The 14,168-nt window shown below is 56.4% G+C and carries 15 protein-coding genes and 1 pseudogene; 14 read left to right on the top strand and 2 right to left on the bottom strand.

Annotation, left to right across the window (positions count from 1 at the left end):
* The 3 genes from Q7F15_RS11145 (at position 1) to Q7F15_RS11135 (ending at position 2,346) form a co-directional block, all read left to right on the top strand.
* Positions 1–906: an NAD(P)/FAD-dependent oxidoreductase gene (locus tag Q7F15_RS11145; RefSeq protein WP_304414368.1), complete on the top strand. Its 906-nt coding sequence runs from the start codon at positions 1–3 to the stop codon at positions 904–906.
* A gap of 115 nt (positions 907–1,021) precedes the next feature.
* Positions 1,022–1,489, top strand: a complete 468-nt coding sequence (locus Q7F15_RS11140) for a hypothetical protein (protein WP_304414367.1) — start codon at positions 1,022–1,024, stop codon at positions 1,487–1,489.
* Positions 1,490–1,743: 254 nt separating this feature from the next.
* Positions 1,744–2,346, top strand: a complete 603-nt coding sequence (locus Q7F15_RS11135) for a genetic competence negative regulator (protein ID WP_171565523.1) — start codon at positions 1,744–1,746, stop codon at positions 2,344–2,346.
* 66 nt (positions 2,347–2,412) lie between these two features.
* Here Q7F15_RS11135 and Q7F15_RS11130 read toward each other — a convergent pair whose 3' ends face one another.
* A complete protein-coding gene (locus Q7F15_RS11130) occupies positions 2,413–3,159 on the bottom strand; it encodes a PIG-L deacetylase family protein (RefSeq protein ID WP_304414366.1) in 747 nt (248 codons plus the stop codon).
* Positions 3,160–3,460: 301 nt separating this feature from the next.
* Here Q7F15_RS11130 and Q7F15_RS11125 point away from each other — a divergent pair, with 301 nt between their 5' ends.
* Positions 3,461–4,753, top strand: coding sequence for a Glu/Leu/Phe/Val family dehydrogenase (locus Q7F15_RS11125; protein ID WP_171565011.1), 1,293 nt, complete (start codon positions 3,461–3,463; stop codon positions 4,751–4,753).
* 108 nt (positions 4,754–4,861) lie between these two features.
* Here Q7F15_RS11125 and Q7F15_RS11120 read toward each other — a convergent pair whose 3' ends face one another.
* Complete coding sequence (locus Q7F15_RS11120) at positions 4,862–5,830, bottom strand: asparaginase (protein ID WP_171565010.1); 969 nt, start codon at positions 5,828–5,830, stop codon at positions 4,862–4,864.
* A gap of 86 nt (positions 5,831–5,916) precedes the next feature.
* Between Q7F15_RS11120 and prsW the strand changes: the two genes are divergently transcribed.
* The 10 genes and pseudogenes from prsW (at position 5,917) to Q7F15_RS11070 (ending at position 14,166) form a co-directional block, all read left to right on the top strand.
* A complete protein-coding gene (gene prsW, locus Q7F15_RS11115; protein WP_171565009.1) occupies positions 5,917–6,591 on the top strand; it encodes a glutamic-type intramembrane protease PrsW in 675 nt (224 codons plus the stop codon).
* Between the two features lie 21 nt (positions 6,592–6,612).
* On the top strand, positions 6,613–6,774 hold the full coding sequence (locus Q7F15_RS11110; protein ID WP_171565008.1) for a hypothetical protein: 162 nt from the start codon (positions 6,613–6,615) through the stop codon (positions 6,772–6,774).
* 398 nt (positions 6,775–7,172) lie between these two features.
* A complete protein-coding gene (ypeB, locus tag Q7F15_RS11105; protein ID WP_171565007.1) occupies positions 7,173–8,537 on the top strand; it encodes a germination protein YpeB in 1,365 nt (454 codons plus the stop codon).
* 118 nt (positions 8,538–8,655) lie between these two features.
* Complete coding sequence (locus Q7F15_RS11100; RefSeq protein ID WP_304414365.1) at positions 8,656–9,339, top strand: flagellar brake protein; 684 nt, start codon at positions 8,656–8,658, stop codon at positions 9,337–9,339.
* Between the two features lie 26 nt (positions 9,340–9,365).
* Positions 9,366–9,548, top strand: a complete 183-nt coding sequence (locus Q7F15_RS11095) for a hypothetical protein (protein WP_171565005.1) — start codon at positions 9,366–9,368, stop codon at positions 9,546–9,548.
* A 145-nt stretch (positions 9,549–9,693) separates the two neighbouring features.
* Positions 9,694–10,364 (top strand): annotated as a pseudogene (gene cmk, locus Q7F15_RS11090) ((d)CMP kinase).
* A complete protein-coding gene (locus Q7F15_RS11085) occupies positions 10,361–10,957 on the top strand; it encodes a lysophospholipid acyltransferase family protein (RefSeq protein WP_212132023.1) in 597 nt (198 codons plus the stop codon). The pseudogene cmk and the gene Q7F15_RS11085 overlap by 4 nt, the downstream one beginning before the upstream one ends.
* 156 nt (positions 10,958–11,113) lie before the next feature.
* Positions 11,114–12,286: a 30S ribosomal protein S1 gene (gene rpsA / locus Q7F15_RS11080; RefSeq protein ID WP_171565002.1), complete on the top strand. Its 1,173-nt coding sequence runs from the start codon at positions 11,114–11,116 to the stop codon at positions 12,284–12,286.
* 113 nt (positions 12,287–12,399) lie between these two features.
* Positions 12,400–13,464, top strand: a complete 1,065-nt coding sequence (gene fni / locus Q7F15_RS11075) for a type 2 isopentenyl-diphosphate Delta-isomerase (protein WP_304414364.1) — start codon at positions 12,400–12,402, stop codon at positions 13,462–13,464.
* 66 nt (positions 13,465–13,530) lie between these two features.
* Entirely contained in the window at positions 13,531–14,166 is a 636-nt protein-coding gene (locus Q7F15_RS11070; RefSeq protein WP_171565000.1) for a YphA family membrane protein, read from the top strand.
* Positions 14,167–14,168 lie beyond the last annotated feature (2 nt).

The following is a 14,168-nucleotide window of genomic DNA, read 5'->3' as shown; positions in this document are numbered from 1 at the left end:
ATGGTCTTTGACACGATTATCATTGGCGGGGGAATTGCAGGATTGCAGACGGCCATTCAGCTTTCCCGATGCCTGCGAAACGTCGCCGTGGTAGATGCCAACAATGGCAGGTCAACGGTGGCCAAAGCGTACCGCAACATCCTCGGATTTCCCGACGGCGTCAGCGGAAAGGCGCTGCGCGATGCCGGACGAACCCATGCGCTCCGTATGGGCGTTCGCTTTTTTTCTGACGAGGTGTCAGAGCTCTCGGAACACGAGGGACGTTTTTTTGCCCGTCTCCGCGTCTCCGGTTACCGGCTCGAGGGACGTACAGTGGTGCTGGCAGCAGGAATCAGCGACCCGTTTCCGGACATTCCGGGGCTTGTCGACTGTCTCGGAAAATCAATCTTCATCTGCCCCGATTGTGACGGGTACGAGACGGTCGGTCAGGCGGCAGCGGTCATCGGAGCTGCTCCGCAAGCGGCAGAAATGGCCGTCCAGCTTCGTTATTACACCGACCGCCTGACGGTTATCAACCACGCGGGATCGCCGCTCGGAGCGCAGGAAGGCGAAACAATCCGATCGCTCTCGATCGACGTGATCAACGAGCGGGTAGAACGGCTTGCACACCAAAACGGAATGCTTACCGGCATCGTCTTGTCCGGCGGCGCCACGTTGTCAGTCAGCCGGGCCTTTCTCGCGTTTCCCGGCGCCCGTGTAAACACAGACTTGCTGCGTCCGTTTGCCGTCCGCTTCAACGAAAAGGGGCACGTCCTGGTCGATCCCCGTACCAAGGAAACAGACCACCGGAATATATGGGCCGTGGGCGACGTGATTCCCCATTCCCAGCAGGTGGCGATCGCAATGGGAGATGGGGCGCAGGCCGCGATCTGGATTCACAAGCGCCTGCAGGAAAGCATCACATAGCATATCACGGGACGGATCGCATTTTGTATTCATTTGGTGACCAGGCACAAGCAACCGCAGTCCACCGTATGCTTTGTTTGATCGAACATGGGCAGTACGGAGGGACATTGGCAAGATGATTACCTACCTGAGAGATTTGCTGCTGGGACTTTTGGCATGGTGGTGCGGAAACGGTGCGATTCGGCTGTTTCCCGTCACGCCGCTTCACCCTGATCGGCTGGGGGACTGGGTTGCCTTTTTGCTGTTCAAGCCGGTCGAACTGGTAATGGCGGCCATCTTGTTTGTGCTGGGGTCGGTCTTGTTGGGTGGAATGATCCGCACCCATGCGGCCGAGGCCATCCGGCGAGGGGTGTTTGGCGAGGGCTGTCTGAACGCTGTGCTGTGCGTGTACGCAGGTTTCCTCGGGTACATTCAGTATCTCAAAATGCCCATGCCGACGCTCATTTTCGGCGGAGCTGCGATCTTGATCCTGTTGGTTCGGATGCAGCGCAGGTGGGCGCTGCAGACGGAAATCATTGAATTGATGAAAAGCACGCAGAAGCAGTTCCTGTCCACGGCTTTCCCGGGAAAGCGCAGAATCTGACAGACCTTTACAGAATCAACCGTTCTGCGTGTCCGGTCGACAGGATTCCCGGTTGCTCCTCCCTTCAGCACACACGAATGGACCCGAGCGCTATATTCTTCCGCGCAACTATGTTATGATAGAGCCAGTCCCCTTTTTTTCACGACATTGTGAAAATGGTGGATGGCCGAGGGGTATCCGCCGGAAATGCGGAGAACTCTTACAGGCTCTGGTTCATACTTTGTAATACGACTGGATGGCGAGGAGGGACAGTCATGCGTGTTGAACGCCTTGGTCAAGACAAGATACGGATCTTCCTAACGTTCGACGATCTGTCGGAGCGAGGAATTGAAAAAGAAGACATGTGGCGTGACATTCCAAAGGTACATGAACTGTTCAACGACATGATGGAACAGGCCTACCACGAATTGGGCTTTGAAGTGTCCGGGCCTGTCGCCGTTGAAGTGTTTGCCTTGCCAGCACAGGGAATGGTCGTAATCGTAACGCGCGGCAAAACAGGCTCAATGCTTGAGAAGGAAGAGGAAGAGTACGAGGACGATGACGTATATGAATTGGAAGTCACTCTGGAAGAGAGTGAACTCGTCATCTATTCCTTCCGCGACTTTGAGCATCTGGTTGAAGCAGCTCATCGCATAAACGCGATGTTGACCAATGGCGGAGCCGCTTATTTTTACCAGGGCAAATACTACCTTGTACTGGGAGAGCTCGATTTGGATCAGGAGCAGTACCAGAAGCTGATTGCGATCCTCTCTGAATACGGAGAAGCGACGCCGACTACCGTTTACGTCCTGGAGGAATACGGCAAGGTTGTCGTTGCTGACGACGCTGTCAAGGAGATTTGCAGACATTTTCAGTAACATGTCTGGCGGACATTCCTGTACAATAAAACAGCACCTAGCGGTTGCTAGGTGCTTTTGCTGTTCTTACAGCCCGGCGAACAGGTCGCTCTCCTTGCCTTCGCGATCGGGCACGTACCCCTTGAGGTTGTGCCAGACGAGCATGAACTGATTCACGGTGCGGACGTTGTCGAGGCGGCCGGCCAGCACCCCCGGGAAAACACGCTCCACGGACATGTGCTGTGTCCGGTGAGCCGCCAGCGCCCGGGCCACCTGCAGGGCGTACTCCGGCGCGCGGATTTCCGTCGTGATCGCTTCGTAGGGATCCGTGCAGGGAGGCACAAACATCCCGGCGGGTGCGCCCGCCGCGTACGTCACGTGATACAGCTTGCGCACCGGAGAGCCGGGAGGAAGCTGTTTGACGGCCTGCGTCGTCGCTGCGGATATGGCCTGATGGTCCGGATGGCCGGAGATGCCATGCGGAGCGAAGGTGACCACGACCTGAGGCTGACAGGAGGCGATGACGGCCTGGATGCGACTGATCAATTCGTCTTCGGGCACGGAGGAGAGCCGTTTGTCAGTGTAGTCGAGGAAAAGCAGGTTGTCGATGCCCAGGATGGTTGCCGCCTCACGCAGTTCCCGCTCCCGGAAGCTCGGCAGTTCGGCTTGTGTGCACAGCGGCGGATCTCCCGCCTTGCCAGCCTCTCCGCGAGTGGCGCACACCAGGGAAATGGTCGTGTCCGGTTGCTGTGCGTACTTGCAAATCGTCACTCCAGACGTGAACGTTTCATCATCTGGATGGGCAAACACAAACAGGATATGTTTTGGTGCCATTACAACCCCTCCGTATTGCAACATGCTGCTCTGCCGTTTATTATCGCACAACCCGGACGATTTGACATGCGCGGGTGTACGTCGGGGCAATATAATCTTCTATCGTTTCGGGCACGCTAACAGTACTGCCCTGCGTGTGAAGCGCCTCGTTCCGGAACGATTTCAGGACGCGCCCGGGACAGAACAAACACCTGCAATCTCTTTTTCGGAGACAAATGGGAATTTTCATCTTCTCATCCCTGATACAAGCGTGTATACTTAACGGTGGGTCTACCGACAACTATTTTGAGGTGAATATGTAATGGGTAATCAAGAAACGGTAACCGAAAACACCCGAGGGAAAGAACAAAAGGAAGAGAAAGCGAACTTGCTTGAATCTACCCAGACGGTGATCAAGGAAGCACTGGAGAAACTAGGTTACCAGGAATCGATGTATGAACTCCTGAAGGAGCCGCTGCGCGTGCTGACTGTACGCATCCCTGTCCGCATGGATAACGGGGAGGTAAAGGTGTTTACAGGCTATCGCGCCCAGCACAACGACGCAGTTGGACCGACCAAGGGGGGCATTCGTTTCCACCCGGATGTTACAGAGGAAGAAGTTAAAGCGCTTTCTATTTGGATGAGTTTGAAAGCGGGCATCGTCGACCTGCCATACGGCGGCGGGAAAGGCGGAATTATCTGCGATCCTCGTGAAATGTCTTTCCGCGAGCTTGAGCGTCTCAGCCGCGGTTACGTACGTGCGGTCAGCCAAATCGTGGGACCGACGAAAGATATTCCGGCACCAGACGTCTTCACCAACTCTCAAATCATGGCCTGGATGATGGACGAGTACAGCCGCATCCGCGAGTTTGACTCGCCGGGATTCATTACGGGCAAGCCGATCGCGCTGGGCGGTTCGCACGGACGCGAAACAGCGACGGCCAAAGGTGTAACCATCTGCATCCGTGAAGCAGCCAAACGTCGTAACATCGACCTGAAAGGCGCTCGCGTCGTCGTGCAGGGCTTCGGCAACGCCGGCAGCTACCTGTCCAAGTTCATGCACGATGCAGGGGCGAAAGTAATCGGCATCTCCGACGCTTACGGCGCCCTGTACGATCCGAACGGATTGGACATCGATTACCTGTTGGACCGCCGCGACTCGTTCGGCACGGTTACCAAGTTGTTTACCGATACGATTACAAATAAAGAACTGCTTGAGCTGGATTGCGACATTCTCGTTCCGGCGGCGATCGAAAACCAGATCACTGCTGCCAACGCTCACAACATCAAGGCGAAAATCGTGGTGGAGGCAGCCAACGGCCCGACCACGCTCGAAGCGACCAAAATTCTCACCGAACGCGGCATCCTGCTGGTACCTGACGTGCTGGCAAGCGCCGGCGGTGTAACCGTTTCCTACTTCGAATGGGTTCAAAACAACCAGGGTTACTACTGGACCGAAGAAGAAGTTCAGGAGAAATTGGAAAAAGTAATGGTGAAAGCGTTTGAGAACGTGTACACGCTGGCTCAAACGCGCCGTGTTGACATGCGTCTGGCTGCCTACATGGTGGGCGTGCGCAAGATGGCCGAAGCCTCCCGCTTCCGCGGTTGGGTGTAAGAGAATCGGTCAAACGCAAGTGCGAAAAACAAAACCTCCTTGGTTCGTCCAAGGAGGTTTTTGTTTTGAGTGAGGGTGTGAGTGCTGACCGCCTGCAGAAGTCAGCACTTACTGCTCGAACAAGCGCTGCAGTTCGCCAAAGTCGCGGGTCTGCTGCAGCACCACCATCAGCTTGATGCGTGCTTTCTGGCCGTTCAGGCCGTTGGAAAAGACGATGCCCAGCTCTTTCAGCTTGCGGCCGCCTCCCTCGTAGTCGTACACGTCCTGTACCTGGCCATTGTAACAGCGGGAAACCAGGACGATTGGCACTCCCTTGTCCAGGAGCTTACCCAGCACTGGCACGACAGCAGGGGGCAGGTTGCCCAGGCCGAACGCCTCCACCACCAGGCCGTCCACCTGCTGCGTGAAGAGAAAATCCAGCCAGTTTGGGTCCATTCCGGCGACCGCTTTTATCAGCGGCACGTTGGCGTTGGCATGTTCGATCGCATAGTGCTCGCGAACCAGGGGAGCATGGTGGTAGTTGACGCTTTTTTTGGAAATGGTGCCAATCGGGCCGTACGCCGGCGACTGGAACGTGGCCACGTTGCTGGTATGCGTTTTGGTCACGTGGCGGGCAGCGTGGATTTCGTCGTTGAACACGACCAGAACACCCTTGTCGCGGCTTTGCGGATCAGCTGCCACACGTACAGAGGAAATCAGGTTGACCGGGCCGTCTGCGCCCAATTCGTTGCTGCTTCGCATGGCGCCGGTCAGCACGACGGGCACCGTCACCGGCAGGGTGATGTCGAGGAAGTAGGCCGTTTCTTCCAACGTGTCAGTGCCGTGCGTCACGACTACACCGTCGTAGCCGTGCTGGTCCAGTTCCTGTTGGATAAAGAGACGCAGGTCGTTCATTACGGCAGGAGTGATGTGGGGGCTTGGCAGATTCAAAAAGTTGACCATCGTCACATCCGCATACCGCTGCAAAAAGGGCAGATTTTTTACCACAGCCTGATCGTCCAGCGGTTTGACACCCTCGGATGCGTCGACAGACATGGCGATGGTACCGCCTGTATTGATCACCAGAATTTTTTTCATGTGCCGTCTCTCCTGTAGCGGGGTTTCAATCAAGACGTATTCATGGTACGATGAGTGATAGTCTTGTGTAAAGGAGCAATACGCAGATGATTGCTGTCATCGGAGCGGCGATTGCCCCCGGTATTGCCATTCTAAGCTATTTTTACCTGCGCGACAATCTTCAGCCGGAGCCCATCTCGATGGTCATCCGGACATTTATTTTTGGCGTTTTGCTCGTCTTTCCGGTGATGGTGCTGCAGTACATCATGCAGACCGAGTGGAACTGGCGGAGCGAATTCGTCGCCGACGTGGTACAGTCCGCGGTGGTGGAAGAGTTTTTCAAATGGATGGTCGTTTATTTTACCGCATACAAGCATGTGGAGTTCGATGAGCCGTACGATGGCATTGTGTACGCGGTGGCGGTCTCACTGGGTTTTGCTACGCTGGAAAACTTGTTCTATCTGCTCATCAACGGGCTGGATATCGCGTTTTGGCGTGCGTTGTTGCCTGTGTCGAGCCATGCGCTCTTTGCCGTCTGGATGGGGTATTATCTCGGCCGGGCGAAATTTTCCGGCACGGCGCGAAAAGAGGCCGGATACCTGTGGATCTCGGTGGGGTTGCCGATCAGCCTGCACGCGGTCTACAACGCCATATTTCTTGCAACCCAACACTGGCTTGTGCTCATCGTGCCGTTCATGGCCGTCCTCTGGTGGCAGGGGCTGAAAAAAGTGCAGCGCGCGCACGATTTTGGTTCTAAAACGCTTACCTCCCGTCCACACTAGGACGTAAGGAGGAGGGTCATCGTGCCAAAAAGCCAACGAGCAAAAGTGACGATACGCTGCAACGTATGTGGAGAAACTTTCACCCTTCGCGGCCGCAGGGAACCCGGCGGCGGTGTGGACACCGGCTTCAAGCAGTGTCTGTGCGACAACGACAAGCATTTCAGCATTCAGGAAGAACCCTGAATCCCCTGCGTGCGGCAGCAGCCAGGGGCGAACATATGGAATGGCGGCGGGGGAAAGCCCTGCCGCAAGCAGTGGGACCGGCAAGCGCCGGTTCTTTTTTTGTCGGTAACACGCTTCGCCCTTTCCATACGCATATGCATAATCCGCTCTCGCTCCACCAACACTATGCAAAGATTTCATTACGTGCCAAGGGGGATGTAAACCGTGCGAACCAAGCTGACTGCCATAAGGCCTGTAACGGCGGCCAGGGGCGGTTTTCCTTGGAAGGCCGGCGGGACTGAAGCGGACAGCGCCCCGGCAGCAAAGGAAGCAACGGGCCCCAGGATAAACGGTTCGACTGGCACAGTGATGACCGCCAGCAATGCGGCTGGAATTGGTGAAGGGAGGATTGGATAAAAATGGGATACGGAACGGTTGCGCGCGTCCTCTTTCCCGTCACCTTGATTGCGCTTGTCGGTGTCGGGGTGTGGGGCTATCAGGAGCACAACGAAAAAAACTCCATTTTGATCAAGGCGGAAAACCAGTATCAGCGCGCCTTTCACGATTTGAACTACCACATCGACAACTTGCATGACGAATTGGGTAAATCGCTGGTTATCAACACGCGCAGGCAGATGACCCCCTGCCTCACCAATGTCTGGCGGCTTGCCAACGAGGCCCGGTCGGAGGTCGGTCAACTGCCGCTGACCTTGATGCCGTTCAACAACACGGAAGAGTTTTTGTCCCGCGTCGCTGACTTTTCATACCGGGTAGCGGTGCGCGATCTGGACAAGGAGCCGCTGACAGCAAAGGAGTACCAGACGCTGAAAGAGCTGCACAAACACTCCAAAAACATCCAGAACCAGTTGCGCAACGTGCAGGCCAACGTGTTTGCCAAACAACTGCGCTGGATGGACGTGGAGACGGCGTTGGCCTCGGACGACAAAAAATCGGACAACACGATTATTGACGGGTTCCGCACGATTGAAAAAAACATGTCGAAAAACCCCGAGATCGACTGGGGCGTCGGCATTCGGAGCCTGGAAACAAAAAAACTGAAGCGGATCAAAGGTATCGATGGCAAACCGATTGACAAGGAAGAGGCGAAGCGGATCGCGCTGGCATTCACAGGATTGAATCCCGCGGAAGCGACGGTTGAAGTGGACGATAACGGCAAGGCCGAAGGGTACACCGCCTACAGCGTCCGGATAACCTCCAAGAAAGCGGGCGCCCCGATCAACCTGGATGTGACCAAACGGAGCGGAAAAGTTGTGTGGATGATGAACGAACGGGAAGTCGGCGAAGAACGCATCAGTCTGGACGAAGCGGAGGAAAGCGCGCGCAAGTTTTTGCGGGATCACGGGTTCGGCAACATGGTGGTGTCGGAAAGCGACACCTATGACAGAATCGGCATCTTTACCTTCGTGCCGGAGCAAAACGGGGTGCGCCTCAACCCCGATGCCGTCACGGTCAAAACGGCGCTGGACAACGGCTCCGTCATCGCATTCAATGCGGCCGAATACCTGTTCAATCACAAGCCGCGCAAGCTGCCCGCGCCGCGCGTGACCAAGGAACAGGCAAGAGCCAGGGTGAATCCCGCCGTCAATGTGAAAAGTCAGCGTTTGGCCTTGATCGAGAGCAAGGACGACGGCCGGGACGTGCTGTGCTGGGAAATCACCGGGACGTATGAGGACAGCACCTACACGGTTTACATCAACGCCTTGACCGGAGATGAGGAAGACATCATCAAAATGGACACCGGTGCAGAGGAAGAGGCGGGATAAATCCTCTGCCCCATCGAAATAGGGAAAGACGGGGGATGTCCGGCTTTCCCTATTTGCCGTTTCCAAAGAAAACAGGTTATAATAAACAGGTGAGGAGAAAAGGGGGAACATTCCGTACATGAAGCTGCCACGAATTGGACAAACACTCCGACTGAGCCTTGTCCACGCTTCCGAAGAGCGAAACGGCCAGACGTTCAAGACCCGGGTCGCCGATCTGACGGAGGAACACATCGTCATCGAGCTTCCAATCAGTGAGGCAACGGGCAGAACCGGCCCCTTTCCTGCAGGGACCGAATGCAACGTGTGGTACATAGGCGATGACGGTTCCCGCTATGAGTTCCGCACTGTCATCAACGGCAGGCAAAGCGAAAACATTCCCGTCCTGTTGATCAGGAAGCCGGAAAAAACCGCGGTGAAACGAACACAGCGGCGCAGTTACCTGCGCATCAACACGGCGGTGGAAATTGCCGTCAAAACGACAGACCCTGTTCGGCGCTATCATTTCCTTACGCGGACGATTAATCTGAGCGGGGGCGGCATCTCGTTTACGTGCGAAGCATCCTATCAGCTGCAGGTAAAAGATCGGCTGCAGGTGTGGATGGCACTGCCCGGAAAAAACGGACAAGTACAGCACGCTTATGGCGTGGTGGAAATCGTCCGCTGCAATCCCGCGGAGGAAAAGGGTCTGCATCAGTGGATCTCCGGAAAGTTTGTGCAGATCAGCGAAGCGGACCGGGCGAAAATTGTCCGCGCCTGTTACGAACGGCAGCTTGATTGGCGGAAAAAAGGTGTACTCGATTGATGGCAACGAGAGAAGGATGATCCCCGATGGCCAACGACTTCGACTCGCGTTATTGCCGATTCTCGCGGCGCGTGGAAAAGGGAATCATGGCGCTGATCGTCATCAGCGTTATCATGCTGGCGTGCGGGGAATTGCTGATCGAGTTCGAACCGGTTCGCGCCTTTTTCGTGGAGACCCATTGGCTGGAGGGGGTGCCCGGACGCCCCTAAAGGTTTGCGCGTGCTTCCATACTATGGTACTATTAAAGATAACATAGAGTGGCGACGACGCGAATGGGGCTTCGACAGAAGCTTTTCTTGTTTCTATTTTTCTACATTTCTTCCAGGACTTTCATACATAGCAGGTGAGAACAAAATGAACATTGCAATCGACGGTCCGGCCGGGGCGGGAAAAGCACCGTTGCTCAACAGGTGGCAAAACGGCTGGCGTACTTGTATATCGACACGGGCTCGATGTACAGGGCGCTGGCGTGGGCAGTGCTGAACAACCGCATTCCGATCGACGACGAAGCAGCGGTATCCGAACTGCTGCGGTCAAGCGACATCCGGCTCGAACGGGAACGCGACAGCCAGCGCGTATTCTGGAACGGCCAGGACATCACCGACCAGATCCGCACGCCCGAAGTGAGCCAGTACGCGTCCATCGTCGCCAGCTACCCGTCCGTACGTGAGCAGATGCTGGTGCTGCAGCGTCAAATGGCAGCAGGCGGCAACGTCGTCATGGACGGGAGGGACATCGGCACCCACGTGCTGCCGGATGCCGATGTAAAAATTTTCCTGACTGCTTCTACCCGGGAACGTGCCGAGCGGCGGTTGAAAGAACTGCTGGCGAAGGGGCTCCAAACCGATCTGGCTACGCTGGAAGCGGAGATCGCCGAACGGGACAAGCGGGATATGGAGCGGGAAGCGGCTCCCCTGCGCCAGGCGGCGGACGCTGTGCTGGTGGACACGACAGGGATGACGATCGAACAGGTCGTGGAGCAAATCTTGAAAATTTGCGAACGGTCGGGTGAGTCGATACAGTGAGGACGTATCGTTTTTTTCACAGCCTGTTCCGCGCCTTATTTTCCATCATCTTTCGTTGGCAAGTAATCGGCGCTGAACATATACCTAAGAAAGGCCCTGTTATTCTCTGTGCCAATCACATCTCGCTGTGGGACCCGCCCCTTTTGGGTGCGGGAATTGACCGACCGGTGCACTTTATGGCAAAAGAGGAGCTGTTCCGCATACCGATCCTCTCCTACTTCATCACCAAGTTTGGCGCTTTTCCCGTCAAGCGGGGGGCTGGCGACCGCGCTGCCATCCGCACCGCCCTCAAGCTGCTGGAAGATGGAAAAATCTTTGGAATTTTTCCGGAAGGGACCCGCAGCAAAACGGGGAAACTGGGACCGGGCATGCCAGGAGCGGCCATGTTTGCCCTGAAATCGGAGGCCGTGGTCATACCGGTGGCGATTATCGGCAACTACAAATGGTTCCGCCCGATCAAAATCGTGTACGGCCCGCCCATCGACCTGTCCGCGCAGCGTGCAGCAAAACCGGGGTCCGATACCCTCAAGGAGACTACCGACCTGATCATGGCTCATATTCAGTCACTGCTCGATCAGCACCGTTCATCGTGAGTCGGTATAGAAATAACAAAGGGTAGAATACTAAATCTGTTGGAACTTCTTGGCTTGTCAACTAACTGCTAGCCTACCGGCGGTAGTTAAAAATATACTGCTCCCGCTTCTTTTTAGACAGCATGGGACTGGATGGTATTTAAGGAGGTTTTATTCATGATGGAAGAAAGCAACGTAAGCCTGACGGATGCAACAACCATTTCCGTAGGGGATGTAGTGAAGGCTACCGTCACCAAAGTGGAAGACAAACAGGCTTTGGTAGACGTAGGCTACAAATACGACGGCCTGATTCCGATCAGCGAGCTCTCTCCGCTGCACGTGGAGAAGGTGTCCGACGTGGTTTCGGTTGGCGACACCTTTGACGTAAAGGTGCTGAAGCTGAACGACGAGAAAGAAGAACTGGTCGTATCCAAGAAAGCCGTCGCCATGGAAGCAGCGTGGGCGGACCTGGAGAAAAAGATGGAATCCGGAGAAATCATTGAAGCCGAAATCAAGGAAGTTGTGAAAGGCGGTCTCGTCGTAGACGTAGGCGTGCGTGGCTTCATTCCGGCCTCCATGGTGGAACGCCACTTCGTGGAAGACTTTTCTGATTACAAAGGGAAGACGCTGCGGCTGAAAGTGGTGGAGATGGACAAGGAAAAGAACAAAGTGATCCTGTCTCACAAAGCGGTGCTGGAAGAAGAAGCAAAACAGCAAAAACAAGCCGTACTGGAACGCCTGCAGCCGGGTCAGGTGCTGGAGGGAACCGTACAGCGCATGACTGATTTCGGCGTGTTCGTCGACATCGGCGGTGTAGACGGTCTGGTGCACGTGTCCGAACTGGCTTGGCACCGCGTGGAAAAACCGTCCGACGTCGTCAAGGAAGGCGACAAGGTGCAGGTAAAAGTGCTGAAAGTTGACAAGGAAAACGAGCGAATCAGCCTGAGCATCAAGGAGACACAGCCTGGTCCCTGGGCAACGGTGGGCGAACAGTTCAAGCGGGGAGATATTGTGACCGGCACCGTAAAACGCCTCGTCTCCTTCGGCGCTTTTGTGGAAATCGCTCCGGGCATCGAGGGACTGGTGCACATCTCGCAAATCGCCAACCGCCGCGTCGCAACGCCGGGTGAAGTGCTGAAGGAAGGCCAAGAGGTGCAGGTGAAAGTGCTGGATGTCGTTCCCTCCGAGCAGCGCGTCAGCCTCAGCATTCGCGCCGTCGAAGAAGAGCGCGCCGAGCAGGCGGAGCGTGCCAGCAAGCGGGAACAACAGCAGTTCCAGCAGGAAAACAACCAGCCGCTGGGCGTTACGCTGGGCGAACTGTTTGGCGATCTGAAAGAAAAATTGAAGTAAATACCGAGGGGATACGCGCAGGCGTATCCCTTTTTTATAGGTCTATATAGATCCATTCCGCCGTGGGCATTGCCCATGACGGACGAGGAGGGCTAGTGATACGGGAGGCGGACATGGAGCGATCGAAGCGAAAAGTGGAGCATATCGAGTACGCATTGGCGACGGCGGAAGCCCACAGAAACGCCTGGGACGACCTGTCGTTTGTGCCAAATAGTTTACCGAATATATCTTATGGTAACACGAAAGTGGAAGCGGATATCCCTCCGTTTCGTCTCTCGTCCCCTTTCCTGATCAATGCGATGACTGGGGGAGCGGCTGCCGTCACCGAGATCAACCGGTTGCTGGCGATCGTCGCCCGGGAAAAGGGACTGGCGATGGCCGTAGGCTCGCAAATGGCGGCGCTGCGCGATCCGGCCGTGGTGGAGAGCTATGCGGTGGTGCGTCGGGAAAATCCGGACGGCATCGTGTTTGCCAATCTGGGGGCGGAAGCGACGGTGGAAGAGGCTCAGCGTGCGGTGGAGATGATTCGCGCCGACGGTCTGCAGATTCATCTCAACGTCATGCAGGAACTATTGATGCCGGAAGGAGACCGCGATTTTACCGGCTATCTGGAACGGATTCGCGCGATTCGCGAGGCGCTCGGGGTGCCGGTGATTGTCAAGGAAGTGGGGTTTGGCATGTCCCGCCGCACGATCGAGCAGCTGGCCTCCGCCGGTGTCTCGATCATCGACGTGGGCGGCAGGGGCGGCACCAATTTTGCCAAAGTGGAAAATCAGCGCCATTCTGCGCCGCTGACCATGTTTGAAAGTTGGGGGCTGTCTGCGCCGGAGAGCCTGCTGGAAGCGGATAACTGCCGCCTGGATGGGGTCCGTCTGATCGCAACAGGCGGGATTCGGCACGGGCTGGATGCGGCCAAGGCGCTGGCGTTGGGAGCTTCCGCCGTGGGCGTGGCGGGTGCCCTGTTGCACCTGGTGACGAACGTGCCGCTGGAGGCGTGCCTTGCCGCTGTCGATGCCTGGCATCATCAACTGCGGGTGGCGATGACGGCGCTGGGTGTGTCGGAGCTGATTGAATTGCAGCGGGTGCCGGTATTGATCACGGGCGTGACGGCGGAGCGGGCGCGGCTGCGCGGCTGCAAACCGGAGCGTTATGCCCGCTGGGACGAGGAACCGTTTTGATTGGCTCATGAAAGATCGCCAGATGAGGCATACTTTGGAAGACATCCGCAACGTGAGGAGATGGACATGAACGAGGGAACGCTTGCGATCCTCATCCAGTGGTGTTTTCTCTGTCTCGTCTGGATGGGCAGTTTCGACCGGCCGCTGAAGCGTTGGGGCGTGTCGCGCGCGGGCACCCTGGCTGTGCTCGCCGCGTTTCTCGCATGCTCGTTTGTCAGCTGGCAGATCACGTTTCTGCCCGTGCAGGTCAGCCTCAGCGGAGCGATTCTGCCTCTTCTTTGCGGCGGTTGGTTGTACGGACGGTTGGCCAAAGAGAAACGACGCCTCTATTTGCTGGCTGGTGCCGCTGCAGGCTTGGCACTGTTCTGGTTGCGCTGGCTCTTTTTTACCGACCCGGTTCTGCAGGTGTGGGACGAAGCGGTCCTCCTGCCAACAGCGGCGGTGCTGGCCGTGTTTGCCATCGCTCGCCGCGGACTGGCCCGCCTCTATTTGCTCGCCGTCTCCCTTCCCGGTGCCGATGTGCTGTATGCACTGTATGTGTGGAAGCTGTCGGGAACCTGTGAGATCGGCGGCGGCTATGCGCAAGATCTGTTGTGGAGCGCTGTCTCGCTTTGGAGTCTGACCGGATCGACACTGGCAGCCGTCAGACGACTGTTTGGATACCGGGAGACAGAAACGTCCCATTCCGATACGCACAGGTGATG

The sequence above is a fragment of the Brevibacillus aydinogluensis genome, from assembly GCF_961514395.1.
In the GTDB taxonomy this organism is placed as follows: Bacteria; Bacillota; Bacilli; order Brevibacillales; family Brevibacillaceae; genus Brevibacillus; species Brevibacillus aydinogluensis.
This window is presented reverse-complemented; position numbering and strand designations above follow the sequence as displayed.

What these genes read in the sequence shown, in the direction of transcription:
- ypeB (WP_171565007.1), top strand. Translation starts at nt 7,173, where the DNA reads ATGGGATACGGAACGGTTGCGCGCGTCCTCTTTCCCGTCACCTTGATT.
- Q7F15_RS11100 (WP_304414365.1), top strand. Translation starts at nt 8,656, where the DNA reads ATGAAGCTGCCACGAATTGGACAAACACTCCGACTGAGCCTTGTCCAC.
- rpsA (WP_171565002.1), top strand. Translation starts at nt 11,114, where the DNA reads ATGATGGAAGAAAGCAACGTAAGCCTGACGGATGCAACAACCATTTCC.
- Q7F15_RS11135 (WP_171565523.1), top strand. Translation starts at nt 1,744, where the DNA reads ATGCGTGTTGAACGCCTTGGTCAAGACAAGATACGGATCTTCCTAACG.
- Q7F15_RS11070 (WP_171565000.1), top strand. Translation starts at nt 13,531, where the DNA reads ATGAACGAGGGAACGCTTGCGATCCTCATCCAGTGGTGTTTTCTCTGT.
- Q7F15_RS11095 (WP_171565005.1), top strand. Translation starts at nt 9,366, where the DNA reads ATGGCCAACGACTTCGACTCGCGTTATTGCCGATTCTCGCGGCGCGTG.
- Q7F15_RS11125 (WP_171565011.1), top strand. Translation starts at nt 3,461, where the DNA reads ATGGGTAATCAAGAAACGGTAACCGAAAACACCCGAGGGAAAGAACAA.
- Q7F15_RS11130 (WP_304414366.1), bottom strand. Translation starts at nt 3,159, where the DNA reads ATGGCACCAAAACATATCCTGTTTGTGTTTGCCCATCCAGATGATGAA.
- prsW (WP_171565009.1), top strand. Translation starts at nt 5,917, where the DNA reads ATGATTGCTGTCATCGGAGCGGCGATTGCCCCCGGTATTGCCATTCTA.
- Q7F15_RS11140 (WP_304414367.1), top strand. Translation starts at nt 1,022, where the DNA reads ATGATTACCTACCTGAGAGATTTGCTGCTGGGACTTTTGGCATGGTGG.
- fni (WP_304414364.1), top strand. Translation starts at nt 12,400, where the DNA reads ATGGAGCGATCGAAGCGAAAAGTGGAGCATATCGAGTACGCATTGGCG.
- Q7F15_RS11120 (WP_171565010.1), bottom strand. Translation starts at nt 5,830, where the DNA reads ATGAAAAAAATTCTGGTGATCAATACAGGCGGTACCATCGCCATGTCT.
- Q7F15_RS11145 (WP_304414368.1), top strand. Translation starts at nt 1, where the DNA reads ATGGTCTTTGACACGATTATCATTGGCGGGGGAATTGCAGGATTGCAG.